Origin of the sequence: Prevotella sp. ne3005 (assembly GCF_900110085.1) — a bacterium.
Lineage (GTDB): Bacteria > Bacteroidota > Bacteroidia > Bacteroidales > Bacteroidaceae > Prevotella.
On record NZ_FOCK01000002.1, the window covers coordinates 226,831 to 252,421 of the forward strand.

At 50.5% G+C, this 25,591-nt stretch carries 21 protein-coding genes; 18 read left to right on the forward strand and 3 right to left on the reverse strand.

The features are described 5' to 3' along the window. Nucleotides 1–38 precede the first annotated feature (38 nt). The 13 genes from BMY16_RS03955 (at nucleotide 39) to BMY16_RS04015 (ending at nucleotide 16,172) form a co-directional block, all read left to right on the forward strand. Complete coding sequence (locus BMY16_RS03955) at nucleotides 39–602, forward strand: nucleotide exchange factor GrpE (RefSeq protein ID WP_091840237.1); 564 nt, start codon at nucleotides 39–41, stop codon at nucleotides 600–602. Between the two features lie 36 nt (nucleotides 603–638). Continuing rightward, entirely contained in the window at nucleotides 639–1,799 is a 1,161-nt protein-coding gene (gene dnaJ / locus BMY16_RS03960) for a molecular chaperone DnaJ (RefSeq protein ID WP_091840239.1), read from the forward strand. A 16-nt stretch (nucleotides 1,800–1,815) separates the two neighbouring features. Next, complete coding sequence (locus tag BMY16_RS03965; protein WP_091840240.1) at nucleotides 1,816–3,129, forward strand: bifunctional folylpolyglutamate synthase/dihydrofolate synthase; 1,314 nt, start codon at nucleotides 1,816–1,818, stop codon at nucleotides 3,127–3,129. 113 nt (nucleotides 3,130–3,242) lie between these two features. After that, nucleotides 3,243–4,334, forward strand: coding sequence for an aldose epimerase family protein (locus BMY16_RS03970; RefSeq protein ID WP_091840242.1), 1,092 nt, complete (start codon nucleotides 3,243–3,245; stop codon nucleotides 4,332–4,334). A gap of 28 nt (nucleotides 4,335–4,362) precedes the next feature. Continuing rightward, nucleotides 4,363–5,640, forward strand: coding sequence for an MFS transporter (locus BMY16_RS03975; RefSeq protein WP_091840243.1), 1,278 nt, complete (start codon nucleotides 4,363–4,365; stop codon nucleotides 5,638–5,640). A gap of 35 nt (nucleotides 5,641–5,675) precedes the next feature. Beyond that, on the forward strand, nucleotides 5,676–6,839 hold the full coding sequence (gene galK, locus BMY16_RS03980) for a galactokinase (RefSeq protein WP_091840536.1): 1,164 nt from the start codon (nucleotides 5,676–5,678) through the stop codon (nucleotides 6,837–6,839). 186 nt (nucleotides 6,840–7,025) lie between these two features. Then, entirely contained in the window at nucleotides 7,026–8,207 is a 1,182-nt protein-coding gene (locus tag BMY16_RS03985; protein WP_091840245.1) for an aldose epimerase family protein, read from the forward strand. 22 nt (nucleotides 8,208–8,229) lie between these two features. Further along, nucleotides 8,230–9,975 carry a sodium:solute symporter gene (locus BMY16_RS03990; RefSeq protein WP_091840247.1) on the forward strand — a complete coding sequence of 582 codons (1,746 nt, stop codon included), beginning with the start codon at nucleotides 8,230–8,232 and terminating at the stop codon, nucleotides 9,973–9,975. Nucleotides 9,976–9,999: 24 nt separating this feature from the next. Beyond that, nucleotides 10,000–10,677, forward strand: a complete 678-nt coding sequence (locus BMY16_RS03995) for an NUDIX hydrolase (RefSeq protein WP_091840248.1) — start codon at nucleotides 10,000–10,002, stop codon at nucleotides 10,675–10,677. Between the two features lie 5 nt (nucleotides 10,678–10,682). Further along, nucleotides 10,683–11,393 carry an L-ribulose-5-phosphate 4-epimerase gene (locus BMY16_RS04000; RefSeq protein WP_091840250.1) on the forward strand — a complete coding sequence of 237 codons (711 nt, stop codon included), beginning with the start codon at nucleotides 10,683–10,685 and terminating at the stop codon, nucleotides 11,391–11,393. A 31-nt stretch (nucleotides 11,394–11,424) separates the two neighbouring features. After that, entirely contained in the window at nucleotides 11,425–12,966 is a 1,542-nt protein-coding gene (gene araA / locus BMY16_RS04005) for an L-arabinose isomerase (protein WP_091840251.1), read from the forward strand. Nucleotides 12,967–12,975: 9 nt separating this feature from the next. Further along, nucleotides 12,976–14,562 (forward strand): xylulokinase, encoded by a 1,587-nt coding sequence (locus tag BMY16_RS04010; protein ID WP_411267764.1) that lies wholly within the window; start codon nucleotides 12,976–12,978, stop codon nucleotides 14,560–14,562. Nucleotides 14,563–14,579: 17 nt separating this feature from the next. Next, nucleotides 14,580–16,172, forward strand: a complete 1,593-nt coding sequence (locus BMY16_RS04015) for an alpha-N-arabinofuranosidase (protein WP_091840253.1) — start codon at nucleotides 14,580–14,582, stop codon at nucleotides 16,170–16,172. Between the two features lie 56 nt (nucleotides 16,173–16,228). On the opposite strand, the gene BMY16_RS04020 is transcribed toward BMY16_RS04015, so the two are convergent. Then, a complete protein-coding gene (locus BMY16_RS04020; protein ID WP_091840254.1) occupies nucleotides 16,229–17,461 on the reverse strand; it encodes a histidine phosphatase family protein in 1,233 nt (410 codons plus the stop codon). Between the two features lie 155 nt (nucleotides 17,462–17,616). Between BMY16_RS04020 and BMY16_RS04025 the strand changes: the two genes are divergently transcribed. Both BMY16_RS04025 and rpiB read left to right on the forward strand, forming a co-directional pair. Beyond that, a complete protein-coding gene (locus BMY16_RS04025) occupies nucleotides 17,617–19,629 on the forward strand; it encodes a transketolase family protein (RefSeq protein WP_091840256.1) in 2,013 nt (670 codons plus the stop codon). Continuing rightward, nucleotides 19,629–20,069: a ribose 5-phosphate isomerase B gene (gene rpiB / locus BMY16_RS04030; RefSeq protein ID WP_091840258.1), complete on the forward strand. Its 441-nt coding sequence runs from the start codon at nucleotides 19,629–19,631 to the stop codon at nucleotides 20,067–20,069. Before BMY16_RS04025 ends, rpiB begins: the two co-directional genes overlap by 1 nt. A gap of 28 nt (nucleotides 20,070–20,097) precedes the next feature. Here the strand turns inward: rpiB and BMY16_RS04035 are convergent, their stop codons facing one another. Then, nucleotides 20,098–20,610 (reverse strand): hypothetical protein, encoded by a 513-nt coding sequence (locus BMY16_RS04035; protein WP_139207117.1) that lies wholly within the window; start codon nucleotides 20,608–20,610, stop codon nucleotides 20,098–20,100. 536 nt (nucleotides 20,611–21,146) lie between these two features. Next, nucleotides 21,147–22,265 (reverse strand): transglycosylase SLT domain-containing protein, encoded by a 1,119-nt coding sequence (locus BMY16_RS15795; RefSeq protein ID WP_091840540.1) that lies wholly within the window; start codon nucleotides 22,263–22,265, stop codon nucleotides 21,147–21,149. A 135-nt stretch (nucleotides 22,266–22,400) separates the two neighbouring features. On the opposite strand from BMY16_RS15795, the gene hisG reads away from it, so the two are divergent. Genes hisG through hisC form a run of 3 tightly spaced genes read left to right on the forward strand, consistent with a single transcriptional unit; the run spans nucleotide 22,401 to nucleotide 25,573 of the window. Continuing rightward, nucleotides 22,401–23,252 carry an ATP phosphoribosyltransferase gene (hisG, locus tag BMY16_RS04045; protein WP_091840261.1) on the forward strand — a complete coding sequence of 284 codons (852 nt, stop codon included), beginning with the start codon at nucleotides 22,401–22,403 and terminating at the stop codon, nucleotides 23,250–23,252. After that, the gene (gene hisD / locus BMY16_RS04050; protein WP_091840263.1) at nucleotides 23,249–24,532 is read left to right on the forward strand and encodes a histidinol dehydrogenase; all 1,284 of its coding nucleotides are present in this window, start codon (nucleotides 23,249–23,251) and stop codon (nucleotides 24,530–24,532) included. The genes hisG and hisD overlap by 4 nt, the downstream gene beginning before the upstream one ends. A 6-nt stretch (nucleotides 24,533–24,538) precedes the next feature. Then, nucleotides 24,539–25,573, forward strand: a complete 1,035-nt coding sequence (hisC, locus tag BMY16_RS04055; RefSeq protein ID WP_091840265.1) for a histidinol-phosphate transaminase — start codon at nucleotides 24,539–24,541, stop codon at nucleotides 25,571–25,573. Nucleotides 25,574–25,591: the final 18 nt, after the last annotated feature.

Below are 25,591 nucleotides of genomic sequence, written 5' to 3' on the forward strand. Positions count from 1 at the left end.
GCATAGACGTTTGCAGAAACATTTAAAACCATGCTATTATGACAGAAAAAGATATCAACATTGAAGACGAGGAGACTTTGGAAGAGGCTCCGGTAGAAGAAGCAGCAGTAGAGAGTGAAGAGGCAAAGGCAGAAGAGCCCGCTGAAGAAAAAGACCCACTGGAGAAAGCTCAGGCAGAGATTGAAGAGCTGAAGACACAACTGCTCTACAAAGCGGCCGAGTTTGATAACTACCGCAAGCGCACTTTGAAGGAGCGTGCAGAACTTATCCTAAACGGCGGCGAGAAGGTCATCACTGCCATCCTGCCTATCCTTGACGATATGGAGCGCGCCATCGAGAACGGTGAGAAAACCGATGATCCCGAGGTGCTCCGTGAGGGTATGACACTCATTCACCAGAAGTTTATGAAGACACTGGAGAGCCAAGGTGTGACAAAGATTGAGGCCAACAATGCCGACTTTGACACCGATCTGCATGAGGCCGTAGCCATGGTTCCTGGTATGGGCGACGACAAGAAAGGCAAGGTCATCGATTGTCTCCAGCAAGGTTACAAACTAAACGACAAGGTCATCCGCCATGCAAAGGTTGCTGTCGGGCAGTAATCAAATCGTATTTTCAAAAAAACGCATATAATCCGAATGGCACAGAAAAGAGACTACTATGAGGTATTAGGCGTCGCAAAAGGCGCAACAGAAGACGAGATCAAGAAGGCGTATCGTAAGATTGCCATCAAATATCACCCCGACCGCAACCCTGGTGACAAAGAGGCAGAGGAGAAGTTCAAAGAGGCTGCCGAAGCCTATAATGTTCTCCACGACCCGAAAACCCGTCAGCAATATGACCAGTTTGGCTTCGACGGACCAGGCATGGGTGGCGGTTTCGATTTCAGCGGCTTTGGCGGGGCATCCATGAACATGGACGACATCTTCTCGATGTTCGGCGACATCTTCGGAGGCCACGGCTTTGGAGGCTTCGGTGGCGGTTCACGCCGTCAGCAGCAACACCGTGGTACCGACCTGCGCTTAAAGGTAAAGTTGACATTGGAGGAAATCAATACGGGAGTCACCAAGAAGTTCAAGGTAAGAAAAGATGTTCCATGTCCACATTGCAGCGGTTCTGGTGCAGAGAAAGGCAGTGGTAAGGAGACCTGCCAGACTTGTCATGGTAGCGGTGTCATCACCCACACCACTCAGAGCATCTTCGGTATGATGCAGCAACAGAGCGTTTGTCCTGTCTGCGGAGGATCGGGCGAGGTGATCAAGAATAAGTGTACCCACTGTGGTGGCACAGGCATCGAAAAAGGCGAAGAGGTTGTAGAAATTACGATTCCCGCCGGTGTAGCTGCAGGTATGGTGGTCAATGTGCCTGGCAAAGGTAATGCCGGCAAGAACAACGGCGTGAATGGCGATATTCAGGTATTTATTGATGAAGAGCCCCACGAGACCTTCGTACGCGACGGCAATGATCTGATTTACAACCTGCTTCTTGACTTCCCCACAGCGGCTTTAGGAGGTGATATTGAGATTCCTACTATCGAGGGCACCAAGTTGAAGGTAAAGCTTGACAATGGTACCCAGCCAGGAAAGACCCTTCGTCTCAGAGGTAAAGGCTTGCCCGTCGTACAGGGATATGGCAGCGGCAAGGGCGATTTGGTAGTTAACATCAGCGTCTATATCCCCAAGACCCTCAGCCGTGAGGAAAAGCAGACCATTGAGCAATTCCGCAACAGCGACAACTTCAAGGGGGACAAGCAGACACGCGATTCCATTTTCCAGAAATTCAAGAATTACTTTAATTAATATATATAAATAAGGTATGACATATCAGGAAACGTGTGAATATCTCTACCACCAGATGCCGATGTTTGAGCGTCAAGGGGCTGACGGTTATAAAGAAGGGCTAAGCAATAGCATCACCCTCGATCAGCATTTCGGCCGCCCCCACAGCAAATATCGCACCATACATGTTGCCGGCACTAACGGCAAAGGATCATGTGCTCACACGCTTTCCGCCATCCTTCAGTCTTGTGGATATAAAGTGGGACTTTATACATCGCCCCATCTTGTAGACTTTAGCGAACGTATCCGTATCAACGGACGACCGATTGAAGAAGAATATGTTGTAAACTTCGTGGAACAGGAGAAACCATTCTTTGCTCCTCTGCAGCCATCTTTTTTTGAGGTCACTACAGCCATGGCCTTCAAATACTTTGCGGACAAGCAAGTGGATATTGCCGTTATAGAGGTTGGCATGGGCGGCCGTCTAGACTGTACGAACATCATCATGCCAATCTTATCGGTCATCACCAACATCAGTATGGACCACACGCAATTCCTTGGCAATTCACTCGAACTCATTGCCATAGAAAAATCTGGAATCATCAAGCAGGGCATCCCTGTAGTCGTTGGAGAGACCGCGCCAGAGACACGTCCTGTTTTTGAGGCAATGGCTTCATCACTGAAAGCTCCCATCACATTTGCAGAAGAACAGCAGGAGATTATATCCGTCAGCCAGAAACACAATCGGATTGAATACAACACGAAGAGCTTTGGTATTCTGGCTGGTGAGTTGAAAGGCAATTATCAGGAGAAAAATACCAATACCATTCTTTGTGCTGTAAAACAACTGGAAAAGCTTGGATATATGAACAAAGTCAATTGTCCAGCAAATACCGTCTGCACCAACAGAGAAGTCAGGGAAGGTTTTAAGAACGTTTGTTCACTCACAGGATTGAAAGGCCGTTGGCAGGTCATCAGTGAGGCACCCTTGACTGTCTGTGATACAGGACACAATGTAGCCGGATGGGAATATCTGAGCAAACAGATTAGCGAAGTCCCTTGTGAACACAAGCATATTATCTTCGGCATGGTAGAGGATAAGGACGTGGAGGGTGTGATCTCCCTGCTGCCGAAAGATGCCACATACTACTTCACAAAAGCTGATAATAAGCGGGCCTTGTCGGAGAATATTCTGAAACTCTATGCTCAGGGTGCAGGCCTTAAAGGCGAGAGCTATCCAGATGTTATGAATGCCTGGGAGGCAGCCAAGAAACAGACGGCAAATAATGACTTTGTGTTTATTGGAGGTAGCAGTTATTTGGTTGCAGACTTCCTCAAAAACTGCATTTAGGCTTTTTTAATACAACAAAAACATTTTTTTCGTTGAATCCTTCGTCATTTTGAGATTTTTTGTGTTACTTTGCAGAAAATATTAGTAATTGTAACTAAAAACATATTTTCAATATGGCGAACACAACAGAAACAGCGAATCTGTGTGGTCTGAAGCGGGAGAACTTCCAGGCCACCATCAATGGTAAGAAAACAGACCTGTACATCCTCAGGAATCGTAAGGGTTATGAAGTGGCAATCTCAAATTATGGAGGTGCCATTTGTGCAATTATGGTCCCCGATAAGGATGGCAAAGTAGCTAACGTCATTCAAGGACATGACAGCATTAAGCAGCTCACCAGCGGTAACGAGCCCTACCTCTCGACCCTTATTGGCCGATGGGGCAACCGTATCTGCAAGGGACAGTTTACGCTTAATGGCAAAGAATACCAGTTGGCTCTCAACGACGGTCCCAACCACCTTCATGGCGGTGCTGTAGGCTTCAATGCCAAGGTATGGGATGCTCGTCAGATGGGACCTCGCTCACTGGCCTTGCATCGTATTTCATCATATGGTGAGGAAGGTTATACCGGTGAGCTCGACGTTACAGTAGAATTCACATTCACCGACCTCAATGAACTAGTGATTGAGTATTTGGCCACCACCAACAAGAAGACGATTGTCAACCTGACACATCACGCTTTCTTCTCACTGGCTGGTACTGCTGATCCCACCCCAACCATCGAGGATCAAATCTGCGAAATCAATGCCGACTTCTATCTGCCAACCGACGCTACTGCCATCCCAACTGGTGAGATTCTAAAGGTTGAGGGGACTCCATTCGATTTCCGTACTCCGAAAACCTTCGGACAGGACATCAATGCTGACCATGAGCAGATTAAATTTGGTAAAGGCTTCGATCATAACTACGTACTCAACAAGCGCGAGGAAGGTGAACTGAGCTTTGCTGCCAGAATCACCGAACCTAAGAGTGGACGTACACTGGAGTGCTATACCACAGAGCCAGGAATGCAGCTCTATACAGCTAACTACGCTAGCGGATACAAGGGTGCTAATGGTTGTACATTCCCATTCCGTTCTGCCGTATGTCTGGAGACCCAGCACTTCCCCGACACACCGAATCGCCCGTACTTCCCCAGCGTTGTACTGCGTCCCGGTCAGACTTATAAGCACAAGACCATCTACCGCTTCGGTGTTGTTGAGTAAACCGTAAACTTATAACGCAAACTCTTTTATGACTGAGACAAAGAACAATGGCAAACTGATTGCCATCATCACGATGTGTTTCATCTTCGCGATGATTAGCTTTGTGACGAATATGGGAGCCCCATTTGGAAACATTTGGGGCTTCGAGTATCCCTTTGCCAAGGCTTGGGGTAACCTGATGAACTTCGCTGCCTACCTCTTTATGGGAATCCCAGCAGGTAAGATGCTCGTCAAGTTTGGATACAAGAAGACCGCCCTCATCGCTCTGATTGTGGGTATTGTCGGTTTGGTTTTCCAGTATCTCTCAAGTCTGGTAGGTGCAGGTACTTATGTGTTCACATATGATAGTATCCCCGTAGCCCTCAACCTCATTATCTATCTTTTGGGTGCCTTCATCTGCGGATTCTGTGTCTGCATGCTCAACACGGTGGTGAACCCGATGCTGAACCTCCTCGGAGGCGGTGGCAACAAGGGTAACCAGCTGATTCAGGTGGGTGGTACACTGAACTCTCTGACTGGCACACTTACCCCGCTGCTGGCAGGTATTCTCGTAGGCACCGTGACTAAGGACACCAGTATGAGTGACGTTGCTCCCCTGCTGTTCATCGGCATGGCCGTATTCGCCATCTCTTTCGTTATTATCAGCCGAGTCACCATTCCCGAGCCCACACTAGGTAAGGTTCAGCCGAAGTATGAACGCAGTCCACTGGCCTTCCGCCACTGTCTGCTTGGCGTTGTTGCCATCTTCTTCTATGTAGGTATCGAGATTGGCATTCCCATGGAGTTGAATTTCTATGTAACCGATCTTGGCTTTGAGGGTGCTGCAGCCGTCGGCGGTACACTTGCCGCTGCTTATTGGCTTCTGATGATGATTGGGCGTGCTTGTTCGAGCGCTATCTCAGGCAAGGTATCAACCAAGCTCCAGCTGTCTACGGTTAGTGCTGTGGCTATCATCCTGTTGCTTATTGCAATCTTCATGCCCGAGAGTGTCACCATCAGTTTCAGCGGCCATGACGTTCCTGCCAAGGCATTCCTGATTCCTGCTTGCGGACTTTGCACCTCTATCATGTGGGGAGGAATCTTCAACCTCTCTGTTGAGGGTCTCGGCAAATATACAGAGGCAGCATCTGGCATCTTCATGACAATGGTGGTTGGCGGTGGCATCATGCCGCTTATTCAGGAGGCTATGGCCAAGTCGGCTGGCCCCATCTTCAGCTATTGGCTTGTTATCGCCATGTTGGCCTACATTCTCTTCTATGCCCTCATCGGCTGTAAGAATGTGAACACCGACATCAAAGTAGACTAAATCACTAATCAATTTCATAAACGATTATTAATATGATGGATATCGAATTTGTAAGAAGCCGTTTCATCAAGCACTTTGATGGCAAGACCGGCAATGTATATGCTTCTCCTGGACGTATCAACCTCATCGGTGAGCACACTGATTATAATGGAGGCTTTGTATTCCCTGGCGCAGTAGACAAGGGTATCATGGCTGAGATGCGTGCCAATGGTACAGAAGATACCGTTATGGCCTATGCCATCGACCTGAAAGACCGCGTAGACTTCAAGCTCTCCGACCCTAATGGTCCTCGTGCTTCTTGGGCACGATACATCTATGGTATCTCTTTGGAGATGAAGAAGTTGGGCATACCTGTTAAAGGTTTTAACATCGCCTTTGCTGGTGATGTTCCCCTTGGTGCAGGCATGTCTTCTTCTGCTGCTATGGAGAGCTGCTTCGCCTGTGGCCTGAACGACATCTTCGGTGAGAATAAAGTATCTCAATGGGATATGGTCCTGGCAGGTCAAGCCACCGAGCACAATTATTGTGGTGTTAACTGTGGCATCATGGACCAGTTCGCTTCTGTCTTTGGAAAGGCTGGCTGCCTGATGCGTCTTGACTGCCGCAGTCGTGAGTTCGAGTATTTCCCCTTTAAGCCAGACGGTTATCGTCTCGTACTGCTTGATTCCGTGGTTAAGCACCAACTGGCGGGTTCACCTTATAACGACCGTCGCAATTCATGCGAGAATGTTGTTAAGCACATTGCCGCCAAGCATCCGGAAGGTAAGTTTGAGACCCTTCGTGACTGCACATGGGAACAACTCGACGAGGTTCGCGCTGAAGTGGGTGAAGAAGATTACAAGCGTGCTAAGTTCGTGCTTGGTGAAAAGGATCGCGTATTGGCCGTATGTGATGCCCTAAACGAAGGCGATTACGAGAAAGTTGGTGAAATGATGTACAAGACCCACGAAGGACTGTCAAAAGATTATGAGGTTAGTTGTGAAGAACTTGACTATCTGAATGATCTTGCCAAGGAGAATGGTGTAACGGGCAGCCGTATTATGGGCGGTGGTTTCGGTGGTTGCACCATCAACCTTGTACGTAATGATCTCTACAAGCATTTCATCGAAGACGCCAAGACTAAATTCGCAGCCAAATATGGTCACGAGCCAAAGGTATACGATGTTGTCATCGGTGATGGTTCACGTAGGATTTGCTAACTCCGAAATGCTATAAACACACTATTTTGTGTTTATAAAGGTTAAATTTGTGCGGTAAGGTGTAAATATTACACTTTACCGCACATTTTTATATCCTTTTTCATTGTCAGTTCAAAAAATAATTGTAATTTTACACCCAAAAAGAAAAGATAACATAATTATATACAAACTTAAAACCGATTTAAAATGAGAACATTCAAAGCAACATTGATGGGTATTGGCGTGGCTACGCTGATGCTCTCTGCTTGTGCTGGTAGCCAGCAGGCTCCACAACTCACGGTATCGGGTCTCGACCCTGCCAAGTTTGACACCACCATTCAGGCAAAGCCCGTAAAGCTCTACACACTAAAGAATGCCAACGGCATGGAAGTGTGTATTACGAACTATGGCGGCCGCATCGTATCGCTCTGCGTGCCTGACAAGGATGGTAACCCTACAGATGTTGTACTTGGCTTTGACAACATTGCCCAATATGCCGACACAATCAACACCCCCTCGGACTATGGTTCCAGCGTAGGCCGTTATGCCAACCGTATCAAGGATGGTATGTTTATTCTTAATGGTGACACCATCCAGCTGAAGAAAAATGACGGTCCTAACTGTCTGCATGGCGGTGGCAACACCGGTTGGATGCATCAGGTATACGATGCAGAGCAAATTGGTGACTCCATCTTAAAGCTGACCATCGTGGCTGCAGAAGGTGAGAACGGTTTCCCCGGAAAGGTGATGGCCATCACTACCTATAAGGTAACTGCCGATAATATCCTCGATATGACTTGGGAGGCAGAGACTGACAAACCAACCATCATCAATCAAACCAATCACAACTACTATAACCTGAGCGGCGACTTCACACAGCCAGGCTATGATCAGGTTCTCTATGTAAATGCAGACAATTTCACCCCCAGTGACAAGCTTTATATTCCGACAGGTGAAATCAAGTCTGTTGAGGGCACCCCTATGGACTTCCGTACACCACACGCCATCGGCGACAGTATCCAGTCTGAGTTCGATCAGATTCAGAATGCTACAGGCTACGATCATAATTTCTGCCTGAATACGTTTAAGGACGGGAAGGGTGACGACACACAGGTTTGCGCAAGTCTCTACTCTCCCAAGACAGGTATTTTCATGGAGATGTTCACCAACGAACCTGGTGTTCAGGTATATAGTGGAAACTTCCAGGGTGTTGGTGCTGACAAGGACATCGCCCGTAAGCATGGCATTACGTATCCCAAACACGTGAGCGTATGTCTTGAGAGCCAGAAGTATCCAGACTCTCCCAACCATCCCGACTGGATACTGCCTACGCTAAATCCAGGCGAGAAATACTATAGCCACGCAGCATATAAATTCTCAATCAAATAATTACTAATTAAAGACTAAATCAATGAATTGGAGTTCAAATGAATTTATCTGGCTCGACTGGGTAGTCCTTGTCGTTGGCCTGTTAGGAGTGGTGGCTGCAGTATGGTATGCCATCTGGAAAGACAAAAAAGCCCAGAAGGGTGAAGACTCTTCGGCTTATCTTTTTGGTAAGGGTGAGCCTTGGTATGTAATCGGTATGGCTATCTTCGCTGCCAACATCGGATCTGAGCACCTCGTAGGTCTTGCCGGTACAGGCGCCAAGGATGGTGTGGGTATGGCCCACTGGGAGATGCAGGGATGGATGATTCTGATTCTTGGATGGCTCTTCGTACCTTTCTATCAGTTGCTTATCAACAAAATGGGTAAGATTATCACAATGCCCGATTTCCTAAAGTTCCGTTACACACAGCGTACAGGTTCCTGGCTCTCCATCATCACTTTGGTTGCCTATGTACTGACTAAGGTATCAGTAACAGCTTTTACGGGTGGTATTTTCTTCAAGTATCTCCTCGGTATTCCATTCTGGTATGGCGCTATTGGACTGATTGCCATTACAGCCGTTTTCACCGTATTCGGTGGCATGAAGGGTGTGATGACACTGTCATCCATTCAGACACCTATTCTTATTATAGGTTCGTTCCTCGTACTATTTCTTGGTCTCTCTGCCCTCGGTGACGGCAGCATCACTCAAGGTTGGTCAAATATGATGGCAGCATGTAACGCCGCACATGATGGATTTGGAACCACACATATGTTCCATACAGATCCAGGCGACCCGATGTATCCTCAGTTCCCTGGCTACGTAGTGTTCCTCGGAGCCTCGATCATTGGTTTCTGGTACTGGTGTACTGACCAGCATATCGTTCAGCGTGTACTCGGACAGGTTCCTGGTGAAGACAATAAGGTGGTGATGGCTCGCGCACGCCGTGGTACCATTGCTGCAGGTTTCTTCAAACTACTCCCCTGCTTCATGTTCCTGATTCCCGGTATGATTGCATATGCCCTCTCACTGAAGACCGGCAGCGGTATCGAGATGGACATCTATAACCATGAGTCTACCGATGGTGCTTTCGCTATGATGGTGAAGAACATCCTGCCTGCCGGTATCAAAGGTATCGTGACGATTGGTTTCGTTTGCGCTCTGGTGGCTTCTCTGGCAGCATTCTTCAACTCTTGCGCTACTCTTTTCACTGAAGACTTCTACAAGCCGATGAAGAAAGGCATGAGCGAGGCTCATTATGTATTTGTAGGCCGTATGGCTACAGTTGTCGTTGTACTCCTCGGCCTGGCTTGGATGCCAATCATGATGAACATGGGCAACCTCTACAGCTATCTGCAGGATATACAGTCGCTGATTGCTCCGGCTATGGTGGCAGTATTCACGCTGGGTATCTTCTCCAAGAAGATTACACCAAAGGCTGGTGAATGGGGACTCATCGGTGGATTCCTCATCGGTATGATTCGCCTCGTTACAAATGTTATCACTGACTCAGGTAAGGCTACTATGGATGGTGCCTTCTGGGATGCCACCTCATGGTTCTGGCAGACCAACTGGCTCATCTTCGAGTGCTGGCTCCTTGTATTCATCATCATCCTTATGGTTGTTGTCAGCTGCTTTACCCCCGCACCTTCGAAAGAACAAGTTGACGCTATCACCTTTACACCAGAATTCAAGAAGAGCATTCGTGAGAGCTGGGGTGTATGGGATATCATCGGCACGTTAGTGGTTGTAGGTCTTGTCAGCTGCTTCTATGCTTATTTCTGGTAAGAATCATCAAATTAAGATACAAAGATGACAAAATTTTATGGTGAACATTCCAAAGTCTGGTTGTCGGTAGACTGTATCATCTTCGGTTTTGATGAAGGAAAGCTGAAGATCCTTATCGGTAGACGTAAGATGGATCCTGGTCGTGGCGAATGGAGCCTCTACGGAGGCTTCGTCGCCAGCGACGAAAGCGTCGATGACGCCGCTACCCGTACCCTATACGAGCTTACCGGACTTCGGAATCTATTTATGCGCCAGGTAGGGGCATTTGGCAATGTTGACCGTGACCCTGGTGAGCGCGTAGTCTCTATCGCCTACTATGCCCTTATCAATGTCAAGGACTACGACGATGACCTTCGCATCAAGCACGGTGTTGAATGGATGGACATCAACGATATTCCACAACTCTACTCCGACCACAACGAGATGGTCCGAAAGGCCCGCAAGATGATGAAGCAAAAGCTGTCACAGGAGCCTGTAGGTTTCCGTCTGCTTCCCAGTCTGTTTACCCTCACTCAGCTCCAGCGACTCTATGAGGCTGTAAACGGCGAAGAGCTCGACAAGCGTAACTTCCGCAAGCGCATCAAGGACATGGATTTCATCGAAAAGACAGATCTTATTGATAAAACCGGTTCCAAGCGCGGTGCCTATCTCTATCGTTTTAACAAACGAGCATATAACGAAGACCCCAACTTTAAACTGTAAAAGCAATGTTAGAAGAACTCAAAGAAAAAGTATTCAAAGCAAACCTCGATCTCGTGAAGCAGAATCTGGTCATCTTCACATGGGGTAATGTCAGCGGTATTGACCGTGAACGCGGATTGGTAGTCATCAAACCCTCCGGCGTAGACTACGATGTGATGAAAGCATCCGATATGGTGGTTGTTGACCTCAATACCGGAAAAGTTGTCGAAGGTGACTTGAATCCTTCATCCGACACCCCCACACACCTTGTATTATATAAAGCCTTCCCCAATATTCAGGGGGTGGTACACACCCACTCTACTTATGCCACAGCATTCGCTCAAGCTGGTCGTGACATCCCTAATATCGGAACCACTCATGCAGACTACTTCTACAAGGACATCCCTTGTACCCGTGATATGACAGAAGCAGAAGTAAAGGGCAACTACGAGTTGGAGACTGGCAATGTCATCGTCGACGAGATTCTGAACATCCGTAAGATCAACCCTGACCATACGCCTGCCGTGTTGGTCAAGAATCACGGTCCATTCTCTTGGGGAACCTCTCCCGACAATGCCGTCTATAATGCCAAGGTGATGGAGCAGTGTGCCAAGATGGCGTTCGTAGCTTTCTCGGTGAATCCGAACCTCACCATGAATCCGCTGCTTGTCGAAAAGCACTACATGCGCAAGCATGGGCCAAACGCCTATTATGGACAGAAAGGACAGAAACATTAATTAAAAACATATCATTAATAAACTTACAAATATGATTAAAGCATTTGATAATTTCGAGATTTGGTGGGTAACTGGTGCACAGCTCCTGTATGGAGGAGATGCAGTGGTTGCAGTTGACGGACACTCAAAGGAGATGGTAGCCGGACTTAACGAGAGCGGCAATATCCCCGTGAAGATTGTATACAAGGGCACAGCCAACAGTTCTAAGGAAGTAGAGCAGATCATGTTGGCAGCCAACAACGATGAGAAGTGCGTAGGTATCATCACTTGGATGCACACCTTCTCACCTGCCAAGATGTGGATCAAGGGTCTGCAGCAGTTGCAGAAGCCTATGCTTCACTTCCACACACAGTATAACGCAGAGATTCCCTGGGCAACGATGGACATGGACTTCATGAACCTGAATCAGAGTGCTCACGGTGACATCGAGTTCGGACACATCTGCACTCGTATGCGTGTGGCCCGCAAGGTGGTTTGCGGCTACTGGAAGGATGAGGCAGCCCAGAAGCAGATTGCCGTTTGGGCCCGCGTAGCTGCTGGTGTTGCTGATGCTCACAACGTGCGCTGTCTGATGTTCGGTATGAACATGAACAACGTAGCCGTTACTGATGGCGACCGCGTAGAGTTCGAGCTGCGTCTGGGCTATCATGTTGACTATTACCCCGTATCTTCCCTGATGGAATACTTCAAGAAGGTGACCGATAAGGAGGCCGACGAACTCGTAGAGGAATACAAGAAACTCTACACCATCAAGATCGATGAGAGTGGCGAAGAGGTTTACTGGGAGAAGGTGAAGAATGCTGCCAAGGCAGAGATTGCCCTCCGTCGCGTACTGAAGGATGAGGGTGCAACAGCCTTTACCACCAACTTCGACGACCTGGGCGATGCCGATATCGATGCTCCCGACTTCTGTGGTTTCGACCAGATTCCGGGTCTCGCTTCACAGCGCCTGATGGAAGAGGGATATGGCTTCGGTGCCGAAGGCGACTGGAAGACAGCCTGTCTGTATCGCACACTGTGGGTTATCCAGCAAGGTATGCCTACTGGCTGTTCATTCCTCGAGGACTACACGCTGAACTTCGCCGGCGACCGCTCATCTTGCCTGCAGAGCCACATGCTCGAGGTTTGTCCGCTCATTGCTGTCGACAAGCCCAAACTCGAGGTTCACTTCCTCGGCATCGGTATCCGCAAGCAGCAGACGGCCCGTCTGGTATTCACCTCTAAGACTGGTCGTGGTATCAAGGCTACAGTCGTTGACCTTGGCAATCGCTTCCGCCTGATTTCTCAGGAGGTTGAGTGCATCGAGCCGAAGCCCATGCCAAATCTTCCTGTTGCTTCTGCCCTGTGGATTCCACAGCCAACCTTCGAGATTGGCGCTGCAGCCTGGATCCTGGCTGGCGGTACTCACCATAGCGCTTTCTCTTACGACATCAATGAGGAATACTGGGAGGACTTTGCTGAGATGCTGGGTATCGAGTATGTGAAGATTAACAAGCAGACCAACATCGCCGACTTCAAGCAGACCCTCCGTAACAACGAGGTTTACTTCATGTTGAACAAAGCACTTAAATAATTGATAATTATGAATGCTAAGCAAACTATAGAAGCAGGTAAGGCCATTCTCGGTATCGAGTTTGGCTCTACCCGCATCAAGGCTGTCCTCATCGACGAGGACAATAAGCCCATTGCACAGGGCTCACACGAGTGGGAAAATCAGTTGGTAGATGGTCTATGGACCTACTCTACCGAGGCTATCTGGTACGGACTTCAGGACTGCTACGCCGAACTGCGCAAGGATGTACAAAAGCAGTACGACTGCGAGATCGAAGCCCTCGCTGCCATCGGCTTCAGTGCTATGATGCATGGCTATATGGCCTTCAACGAGAAGCAGGAGATCCTCGTGCCTTTCCGCACCTGGCGTAACACCAACACAGGCAAGGCAGCAGCCGAGCTTTCTAAGCTCTTCAACTACAATATCCCCCTGCGCTGGAGTATCTCTCACCTCTACGAGGCTATCCTCGACAACGAGGAGCACGTCAGCGATATCAAGTATCTCACCACACTGGCAGGCTATGTTCACTGGCAGGTAACTGGTCAGTTCGTATTAGGTGTAGGCGATGCATCAGGTATGATCCCTGTTGACCCCGCCACCAAGACCTACGATGCAACGATGGTCAAGAAGTTCGACGAGCTCATCGCTCCGAAGGGATTCTCATGGAAGTTGCTCGACATTCTGCCTAAGTCTCTGAACGCAGGTGAGAATGCAGGTTTCCTGACACCTGAGGGTGCCAAGAAGCTCGATGTCAGCGGTCACCTGAAGGCAGGCATTCCCGTATGTCCTCCTGAGGGCGACGCAGGTACCGGCATGGTGGCAACCAACGCTGTCAAGCAGCGCACAGGTAACGTCAGCGCCGGCACATCTTCATTCTCAATGATTGTGCTCGAGAAGCCGCTGTCGAAGCCTTATGAGATGATTGACATGGTGACCACACCCGACGGCTCACTGGTAGCGATGGTTCACTGCAACAACTGCACCAGCGACATCAACGCCTGGGTAGGTCTGTTCAAGGAGTATCAGCAGTTGTTGGGTATCAAGGTTGATATGAACGAACTCTATGGCAAGCTCTTCAACAAAGCCCTCGAAGGCGACACTGACTGCGGTGGACTGATGGCCTACAATTACGTGTCGGGTGAGCCTGTGACCGGTCTTGCCGAGGGTCGTCCGTTGTTCATTCGCTCTGCCAACGACAAGTTCAACCTCGCCAACTTCATGCGTGCCCACCTCTATGGTGCCATCGGCGTGCTGAAGATTGGTAACGATATCCTGTTCAAGGAGGAGAAGATCAGCGTTGACCGCATCACCGGCCACGGTGGTTACTTCAAGACCCCCGGTGTTGGTCAGCGCATGCTGGCTGCTGCCCTTAACTCACCTATCTCTGTCATGGAGACCGCTGGTGAAGGTGGCGCTTGGGGTATCGCCCTTCTGGCCGGATACCTTATTAATAATAATGGTAAGAACTTGGCCGACTATCTTGAGGATGTGGTCTTCGCTGGCAACACAGGTATCTCCATCGCTCCTACTGCTGAGGACGTGGCAGGTTTCGAGAAGTATATCGAGAACTACAAGCGCTGCCTCCCCGTCGAGCAGGCTGCTGTGGACAATAAGTAACACAAACAGACTAAGACATGAAAAAAGTAATTCTTTCCGCAACTATCGCATTGGCCTTTGCCGCATCGGCATCAGCCGCTGACGTAGTGAAGGCAACGGTTCATACCGATCAGGCTGGAGCCAAGATCAACAAAGAGATTTACGGACAGTTCTCTGAGCACCTCGGCAGCTGTATCTACGGTGGTCTTTGGGTGGGCGAGAATTCCCAGATTCCTAATATCAACGGTTACCGCAAGGATGTCTTCGAGGCCCTCAAGGCCTTGAAGGTACCCGTGCTCCGCTGGCCTGGTGGCTGCTTCGCCGACGACTATCACTGGATGGACGGTATCGGTCCTAAGGATCAGCGTCCCTCTCTGCGCAACAATAACTGGGGCGGCACCATCGAGGACAACTCTTTCGGTACCCACGAGTTCCTGAATCTCTGTGAGATGCTGGGCTGCGAGCCTTACATCAGTGGAAACGTTGGTTCTGGTACGGTGAAGGAGATGGCCCAGTGGGTGGAGTATATGACCAGCGACGGCGATACCCCTATGGCCCGTCTGCGTCGGGCCAATGGCCGTGACAAGGCATGGAAGGTAAAGTACTTCGGTATCGGCAATGAGGCATGGGGATGTGGTGGAAACATGACTCCCGAATACTACTCCAACGAGTACCGTAAGTTCAACACCTACCTTCGTGATCAGGGCAAGAACCGCCTCTATCGTATTGCCTCTGGTGCCTCTGACTATGATTACAACTGGACCAAGGTGCTGATGGAGAACATCGGACGCCAGATGCAGGGTATCTCCCTCCACTACTACACCTGCTCCGGTTGGAACGGGCCTAAGGGCTCTGCCATCAACTTCGACAACGACCAGTACTACTGGGCTTTGGGCAAGTGCCTGGAGATTGAGGAGGTGATCAAGAAGCATAAGGCCATCATGGACGAGAAAGATCCTCAGAACAAGATTGGTCTGCTCGTTGATGAATGGGGAACCTGGTGGGACGAAGAGCCCGGAACCATTCCCGGACACCTCTATCAGCAGAACGCGCTCCGCGATGCTTTCGTAGCCTCACTCAGCCTCAACGTGTTCCACAAATACACTGACCGTGTGAAGATGGCCAACATCGCACAGATTGTCAACGTGCTCCAGTCCATGATCCTCACCGATCAGGAAGGCACGGGCCACATGGTGCTCACCCCGACCTATCATGTGTTCGAGATGTACACTCCGTTCCAGGAGGCAACCTATCTGCCCGTAGATCTCGAGAGCGAAGTAATGGCCGTTAGCAAGGGCTATTACAAGGAGAAGAAGGAAGCCAAGGACGAAGGCTATCGTCCCTGCCCGATGCTCTCTGCCTCTGCAGCAAAGACTCAGGATGGCAGCATCGTCCTGGCTATCACCAATGTTGCTCTCGACAAGGATCAGACCATCGACTTCAACTTCGCCGGTTTCAATGCCAAGCAGGTGTCAGGCCGCATCCTCACCTCGAAGAACGTGGCCGACTACAATGACTTCCAGCATCCCGACGTCGTGTCTCCTAAGGCATACAAAGACGCTACGCTGAAGAAAGGCGTGCTCACCGTCAAGGTGCCCGCCAAGTCAATCATCGTACTGACTCTCAAATAATCAGTCATTCCTCAAAACAAAATGTCCCGCCGATTGGCGGGACTTTTGTTTTATTATTACTTGATCTCATCACAACGATTCTGATAGAACTGTTTGAAGTCCGACCATTTATAATAAGGATAGCAATCCGTCGGTACTGGAAGTTTGGCCTCCAGACCATTGAAGAGCATCTTCACCAACACGTCGTCGGCACCCTTCTCACCACGATAGAACACCAATTGGATGTTTGAGGCCTTACAAGTCTGCCAATTCTGGTAGATGTTCTTCACCTCGTTAGGATCCTCCGGATCGGTATCGGCACCGTTGATACCCATCAGCACCGTCAGCGGTCCTATACAGGTATCGTGACCAAAGCGCAGGTCGGCAATATGGTCGCTTGTGCCGTTGATGACAGCATCGGCCTTAGCAAGGATATCTCTCAGAATAGGAATCATGTCATACCTCGGACCGAACACCCAGCTATAGCTGCCTAAGTTGGTCATCTCCCAACGGTCGGCAATCTCCTGATCAGTAATAATGTTACCCATCATACCGTCGTGGCCGATGCTGGGCAGTGAAGTGTAGAGGTTGATCAGGTTGCTGGCCACATGATGCATGTTGCCGGGAAGTCCCTCTGTCGTCTTAAAGACTCTTGCCAATACTTTCTCCCCCAGATGGTCTTCATAGTGGAACTGGTCGCGATGACTCTCCCACTTCGGAGTCGACTTCGGATAGTCACGACGCTTCGGGTTCTGACGGTCGGTAGGCACGACACCGTCCAATGTGAAGCGCGATGACTGCTCACGTACCTCGATGGCAGGGTTACACTGCACCAGCTCCTGACAAAAGGCCGACATGCTGAGCACGCAACGGCCCGTCAGCGACGAAATGGCCAATACATTGCCGCCCTTCTCAAACACCTCGGGGAAGTTATTATACATCGTACGGGCTATCTTCTGATGCTGTTCCCAGCCTAACTGCGTCAGTTCACTCACACCCGTCTTCAACTCATCCTTTGCAGCCATGAACTTTTCATAGAATCCCTCACCCTCAGGGGTCAGCACCTGCATCTTGTGTGCTTTCGAGAGTAGGCTGTCCAGTTCCTGATAAAGGAAGGCGTTCCAATAATAGCGTGAGCCATGACGCGCATAATGGCTGATATAGAAGGGCCTATATCCATCCGGTGCCTTTGTCAAGTCAACGATGTAATGCGGATAAGGATAATCATTACCATACGCCTTTCTCGGATCAGCCTTCAGCTGGTCAAGAGCGTTTCCGTTCTGTGCACTCACATTTATGGCTAAAGCCATAAAAGACAACAATAATAGCAATTTCCTCATAAGTTAGTTATTTTAATGGTTTTTACGATGCAAAAATACAAAATATTTATGAAACTCATGATAGTTTCCGATATTTTTTGTAACTTTGCAAGCAAATTAACATTTTACCAAATTAATTATTCATTATGAACGACAACAAAGTTATGAACATGGCAGCGGATAATATCCGTATCCTGGCTGCTTCAATGGTTGAAAAGGCAAAGTCGGGTCACCCCGGCGGTGCTATGGGTGGTGCTGATTTCATCAACACGCTGTACAGCGAGTTTCTGGTGTATGACCCCGAGAATCCCGCATGGGAGGGTCGCGACCGTTTCTTCCTCGATCCCGGTCACATGGCTCCGATGCTCTACAGCCAGCTGGCCCTTATCGGCAAGTACACCCTCGAGGATCTGAAGAACCTGCGCCAGTGGGGCTCAGTGACTCCCGGTCACCCCGAGCGTGAGATTGCACGCGGCATCGAGAACACCTCTGGTCCTCTCGGTCAGGGTCATTGCTTCGCCGTTGGTGCCGCCATCGCCGCCAAGTTCCTGAAGGCTCGTCTGGGCGACGTGATGAACCAGACCATCTACGCTTATATCTCTGACGGTGGTGTACAGGAGGAGATCTCTCAGGGCGCAGGCCGTATCGCCGGTAACCTTGGTCTCGACAACCTGATTATGTTCTACGACGCCAACGATATTCAGCTCTCTACCCGCACAGAGGTGGTTACTTGCGAGGACACCGCCAAGAAGTACGAGGCATGGGGCTGGTTCGTCCAGAAGATCGACGGTAACGATGTCGACCAGATCCGTGAGGCCATCAAGAAGGCTCAGGCCGAGAAGGATCGTCCAAGCCTGATTATCGGTCACTGTGTGATGGGTAAGGGTGCCCGCAAGGCCGACAACAGCTCTTACGAGAGCAACTGCGCTACCCACGGTGCTCCTCTCGGTGGCGATGCTTACATCAACACCATGAAGAATCTGGGTGCCGACCCCGAGAATCCGTTCCAGATTTTCCCCGAGGTACAGGCTCTCTATGCTAAGCGTGCCGAGGAGCTGAAGAAGATCTGCGCTGAGCGCTATGCAGCCAAAGCAGAGTGGGCCAAGGCTAATCCTGAGAAGGCTGCCCAGCTCGAGGAGTGGTTCAGCGGCAAGGCTCCGAAGATCGACTGGAGCAAGGTTGAGCAGAAGGCTGGCAGCGCTACCCGTAGCGCCTCTGCAGCTGTTCTGGGTCAGCTGGCTGAGCAGGTGCCCAACATGATCTGCGCATCTGCCGACCTGTCTAACTCTGATAACACCAACGGGTTCCTGAAGAAGACTCACGACCTCGTTCGTGGTGACTTCTCTGGTGCCTTCTTCGAGGCTGGTGTGGCTGAGCTCACCATGGCTTGCTGCTGTATCGGTATGGCTCTGCACGGTGGTGTCATCCCCGCATGCGGTACCTTCTTCGTATTCTCTGACTATATGAAGCCCGCCGTTCGTATGGCTGCCCTGATGGAGCTCCCCGTGAAGTTCATCTGGACGCACGATGCCTTCCGTGTTGGTGAGGATGGTCCTACCCACGAGCCTGTAGAGCAGGAGGCACAGATCCGTCTGATGGAGAAGCTGAAGAACCATCACGGCAAGAACTCCGTACTCGTGGTTCGTCCTGCCGACGCCGAGGAGACGACCGTCTGCTGGCGCATGGCTATGGAGAACATCGACACCCCGACGGCTCTCATCTTCTCTCGTCAGAACATCGAGATGCTGCCCGAGGGCAACGACTATACTCAGGCCACGAAGGGTGCCTACGTTGTAGCTGGCTCTGATGAGGACTACGATGTCATCCTGCTCGCCTCCGGTTCAGAGGTTTCTACCCTTGAGGCAGGTGCCAAGCTGCTCGCTGCCGACGGCATCAAGACCCGCGTGGTCAGCGTTCCTTCTGAGGGTCTCTTCCGCTCACAGCCGAAGGAGTACCAGCAGAGCGTACTGCCCGCAGGCAAGAAGAAGTTCGGTTTGACCGCTGGTCTGCCCGTCAACCTCGAGGGTCTCGTAGGTGCCGACGGTTGCGTATGGGGTCTCGAGAGCTTCGGTTTCTCTGCTCCTTACAAGGTGCTCGACGAGAAGCTCGGCTTCACCGGTCAGAATGTTTACGAACAGGTTAAGAAACTCCTTGCATAATGGAAGTCAAGACAGTAGGCATAGCCAGCGACCACGCTGGCTTTGCCTTAAAACAGTTCGTTAAGAAGTACCTGGAAGAGAAGGGCTACGAGTATAAGGACTACGGCACCTATACTGAGGACTCTTGCGACTACTCCGACTTCGGTCATGCGCTGGCCGAGGGTATCGAGAAGGGCGAGGTATTCCCCGGCATCGCCATCTGCGGCAGTGGTGAGGGCATCAACATGACGCTCAACAAGCACCAGTCGATCCGCGCCGGCCTCTGCTGGATTCCTGAGATTGCCCACCTCATCCGTCAGCACAACAATGCCAACGTGCTGGTTATGCCCGGCCGCTTCATCTCTGAAGATACCGCCCGCCAGATTATGGACGAGTACTTCACTACTGAGTTCGAAGGTGGCCGCCATCAGAAACGTATTGACAAAATTCCTTGCAAATAAATAATCCCCGCCATCCGGCGGGGATTATTTATTTTATCTTAAAGTTATCCACCCATTCCCTCAAGGGATCCACTGCCTCATCGTGATCGGGCGAATACCTCAGCATGATGGTCACCACCCTCGTCGAGTCATCGTCGATCACCTTCCCATAGTAGTCCCAGTTCTCGTCGGCACCTGTCAGGATGCTGTAGTCATCGCCCACCTCCACCAGGTCGGCCCCCATGCCCATCATCTGCTGTCCGGCGCTGTAGTTCATGCCCATCAGCGAGTCCACAATTACCGAGATAGAGATGTCGTCGCGTATAAACACCTCTTGACACGTCTCCCCCGGCAATGCCTGATGGTAGAGAAACGAGGGATAGTTGATCTCCATGCCCAGCTTGTCGCTGTGGAACCTTGTCAGCTCCCACTGACCCAGACTGATAGTCAGGCTGTCGTCGCTTGTCAGCTCCGACACATACCCTTTTGGCTGCTGTTCGCTACTACCGCAAGCCGCCAGCCACAGGCATATTCCGACCACAAAACCCACTTTAAATCTCATCTCCAGATAGTTGGTTTGGTTTAAGTTACTCTCTATTGCGGGGGCAAAGTTAATCATTAATAAGCGAACCGCAAAATTTATTAAGAAATTTTTAATAATCTATCTTTATCTTGATTATTATTGACAAACCGACTCATGAGAATCGCATCCTAGAGCCCAAGCCATCGCAAGGCCGAAACGACGCGAGTTTTGAACCGTTTTGGTAAACATCTGATACTGTGACTGTTACGTATTATGCATCAAGGAGGGGTCATCTTTGGGTCGTCCAAATAGGGTCTTTCACCCGTCGAAACGGCATCTTTCGCTCATCCAAACGTTATCTTTCACTATATAGGAGATATTCCTTTGACTCGTAAAGACTATCCTAACCACCCGAAAGGACTATCCTAACTGGTAGTTTATCGTAATATAACTACTAGTTAGTCGTAATGTAAGTCCCAATCACCTCTAAACAGACTTCCCGTTTCCCTAAAAGGAGCAAGCTGAAAGTGTTAAATTTTGGCATATTTTATTTACAATCCGTCAGAATCGCGATTTTAGATGTCGTACTTATTCTTGCGTTTGTCAGCCTTACGGGGCTTCGAGGAATGGAAGCCCATGTGGGGGGACTTGACTCCTTGATAACCGGCATGGCGCTGACGGATACGGGATACATAGTCGACAGTCTCGGAACCACGCATATAGCCGTGCTTCACAATGGGGTCGTTGTAATACTGGGGCGAGGCGAGCTTCAGCACATAAGGCGACACGTCGGCCCAGCGGTGGGGATTCTTTCCGTCACGACGGGCCAGAGCCATCGCGTCACGGATATGGTGGGCACCGCCGTTATAGCTGGCAAGCACGAAGTTTGTGCGCTCAAAGTGTTCACGGATATCAGAGAAGGAACGCTCGAGTTCAGCGATGTACTTGACGGCAGCAGCAATGTTAGCCTCTGGCTCATAGAGCTTGCTGCGGGCGAGGCCGAGGTGATCGGCCGTACCTGGCATGATCTGCATAAGGCCTTTGGCACCGGCAAAGGAAACAGCCTTGGGGTCGAAAGTGGACTCCTGATAGCACTGGGCAGCAAGCAGGCGCCAGTCCCAACGGATTTCACGGCTATAGGTCATAAAGAGTTGGTCGTAATGGGAGATGATGCCGCCCTTGGCGTCGAGCATAGGAGAGAAGATACGGCGACGCACTTTCTTCGTGGTAAGCATGGCAGTCTCTTCCGCCTTGACTTCGGCGATGAGATGAGGACGATACCAGGACTCGAGGGTGGCGGCAAGGTCGGGCTTCTGGCGATCAGCCTCTATATGGCCGGGTGTAGGCCAGGCGATGAGATCGGCCTCGCAGGAGTCGAGGCGATGGACGAGCTCAAGACTATCGCGGCAGACATCGACACGAAGGTGACAGCCCAGAGAGTCGGCGAAGCGCTGACAGATCAGATACTGGGTGCCGAGCGACTTGCCGTGGTAGTCGTAGTAGGTATCGGGGCCGCTGACGGTAGCCAGAATGAGTTCACCACTGGTTTGTATGTCGCGGAGGTCGAAGTTTTCAGCACGCTCTGGCACCGTATCGTTGATGACGCCCCAAGGTACTACGAGTGGTTCCTGTTTCTTCTGAGAACAAGATGAAAGCAGCAGGATAGCCACCAAGAAGTACAAGTATTTATTCAGAATCTGCACGATTTATGAGTCGTAACATCAAAATTCGGTGCAAAGATACAAATAAAATGAATATTGAGAATTGAAAATTGAAAAATAATTTGTAATTTTGCAGCCGAATTACAGTGAAATATAGACTTTAACGTTATGTTACGTATTGCAGTACAATCAAAAGGACGACTTTTCGACGACACGATGAACCTTCTCAGCGAGGCTGACATCAAGGTGAGCGCGTCGAAGCGTACACTGTTGGTACAGTCGTCAAACTTCCCGCTGGAGGTACTTTACCTCCGCGATGATGATATCCCCCAGAGTGTAGCCAGTGGTGTGGCCGACATCGGCGTGGTGGGCGAAAACGAGTTTGTGGAGCGCGGTGAGGATGCCGACATCATCTCGCGCCTCGGATTCTCGAAGTGCCGCCTGTCGCTGGCCATCCCCAAAGAGATAGACTATCAGGGCGTGGAGTGGTTTAACGGCAAGAAGATTGCCACCAGCTACCCCGGCATTCTGAAGCATTTCCTCGATGAGAAAGGTATCAAGGCAGAGATTCATGTCATCACGGGCTCGGTAGAGATCAGCCCGGGCATCGGACTGGCCGACGGTATCTTCGATATCGTCAGCAGTGGTTCGACGCTGGTAAGCAACAATCTCCGTGAAGTGGAGGTGGTGATGAAGAGTGAGGCTCTGCTCATCGGCAACAAGCAGCTGAGCGCAGAGAAGCGGGAGATCCTGGAGCAGATGCTGTTCCGCTTCAAGGCCGTGAAAGATGCCGAAGATAAGAAATATGTACGCATGAACGCACCGAAGGCCCGACTGCAGGAGATCATCAACGTATTGCCGGGTCTGAAAAGCCCTACCATCATCCCACTGGCCGACAAGGAGTGGTGCTCTGTTCACACGGTGCTCGACCAGAAGCAGTTCTGGGAGATAATCGGCAAACTGAAGGAAATGGGCGCACAGGGTATCCTGGTGACGCCAATTGAAAAAATGATCCTATGAATATAATCAGATATCCTGAGAGAAGTGAGTGGGCCAAGATCGTGGAGCGACCACACTTGGACACATCGGAGCTGAACGAGACGGTTGCCTCGGTTCTGGCCGATGTTAAGAAGCGTGGCGACATTGCCGTGAAAGGCTACGAACTGAAGTTCGACCATGTAGACCTGGACACGCTTGAGGTGACTGCCGAGGAGATGGACGAGGCTGAGGGTTTGGTGACTGCCGAGCTGAAGGCTGCCATTCAGGTGGCCCACTACAATATCCAGGCTTTCCACGAGGCTCAGAAGTTTAAGGGCAAGAAAGTGGAGACACAGCCGGGCGTGGTGTGCTGGCAGAAGAGTGTGGCCATCCAGAAGGTGGGCCTCTATATCCCGGGCGGCACTGCCCCACTCTTCTCTACCGTATTGATGCTGGCCACTCCGGCAAAGATTGCGGGCTGCGATGAGATAGTACTCTGTACGCCCCCCGACCGCAAGGGTAAGGTAAACCCGGCCATTCTGGTGGCTGCCCGTATTGCAGGGGTGAGTAAGATCTTCAAGGCTGGTGGCGTACAGGCTATCGGCGCTATGGCCTACGGTACGGAGAGCGTGCCCAAGGTGTACAAGATATTCGGTCCTGGCAACCAGTATGTGATGGCTGCCAAGCAGCAGGTAAGTCTGCACGACGTAGCCATCGATATGCCCGCTGGTCCTTCGGAGGTGTGTGTGATTGCCGACGAGAAGGCGAACATAGAGTTTATTGCAGCCGACCTTCTGTCTCAGGCTGAGCACGGCGTCGACTCTCAAGTGTTCCTGATTACCACCTCGGAGCAGGTGATCCTCGATGTTCAGGCAGAGGTGAACCGTCAGTTGGAGTTGTTGCCAAGAAAAGAGATAGCCCAGAAGGCACTGGAGAACAGCCGTCTGGTGCTGGTCAAGGATAAGAAAGAGGCCATCGACCTCTCGAATGCCTATGCTCCAGAGCATCTGATCATCCAGACTACGGACTACGAGAAACTGGCACAGAAGGTGGTGAATGCAGGAAGCGTGTTCCTGGGTGAGTTTGCCTGTGAAAGTGCGGGCGACTATGCGAGTGGAACGAACCACACATTGCCAACGCACGGCTATGCCACGGCATATAGCGGTGTGAATCTGGACAGCTACTGCCGTAAGGTGACGTTCCAGCATCTCTCGGAGGACGGTATCCGCAGTATCGGTCACGCCGTGGAGCTGATGGCAGAAGCCGAACAACTCGAGGCACATGCCAACGCCATGCGTGTCCGCATAGCTAAAGTAAAATAATAGTTTATGAAGACTTTACAAGAACTGACTCGCAAGAACATATGGGACCTGGCGCCATATTCATCTGCAAGGAATGAGTATGCTGGCAGAGAGGCACGGGTGTTTCTCGATGCAAACGAGAATCCATACAATCAGCCATTCAACCGCTATCCTGACCCACTTCAGCTGGAACTGAAGGCTGCGCTGTCGAAGGTGAAGGGCGTTCCCGCAGAGAACATCTTCTTAGGTAACGGCAGCGACGAGGCCATCGACCTACCCTACCGCTGTTTCTGTAACCCCGGCGTAGACAACGTGGTTGCCATAGAGCCAACCTACGGCATGTATAAGGTGTGTGCAGACATCAACGACACGGAATATCGTACGGTATTACTCGACGAACAGTACCAGACCACAGCCGAGAAGCTGCTGGCAGCTACCGATGAGCATACAAAGATCATCTGGCTCTGCACACCCAACAACCCCACGGGTAACTGTCTGAACCGCGACGAGGTGATCAAGGTGATTGAGGGCTTCGAGGGGCTGGTCATCGTCGATGAGGCCTACAGCGACTTCTCTACGCAGAAGCCTCTTCGCACGGAGCTGGCTAAGTATCCGAATCTGATTGTACTGAACACGATGTCAAAGGCCTGGGGCTGTGCGGCCATCCGCTTGGGTATGGCTTTTGCCTCAGAGGAAATCATCACTATATTTAACAAGGTGAAGTATCCCTACAACGTGAACCAGCTGACACAGCAGCAGGCGCTGGAGGCACTGAAGGATCCGTTTGAGGTGGACAATTGGGTGAAGATTCTGTTGCAGGAGCGTACCCGGATGATGGATGCCTTTGAGATGTTGCCCATCTGTCATAAGGTGTATCCCACGGACGCCAACTTCTTCTTGGCTAAGATGACGGACGCAACGAAGATCTACAACTACTTGGTGGATAAAGGAATCATCGTCCGTAACCGCCATCGCGTGCAACTCTGTCAGAACTGCCTACGCATCACCATAGGCACCAAGACAGAGAATAGCGAACTGATTGCAGCACTTAGACAGTTTTAAGTCTAAGTGCTGCAGTCT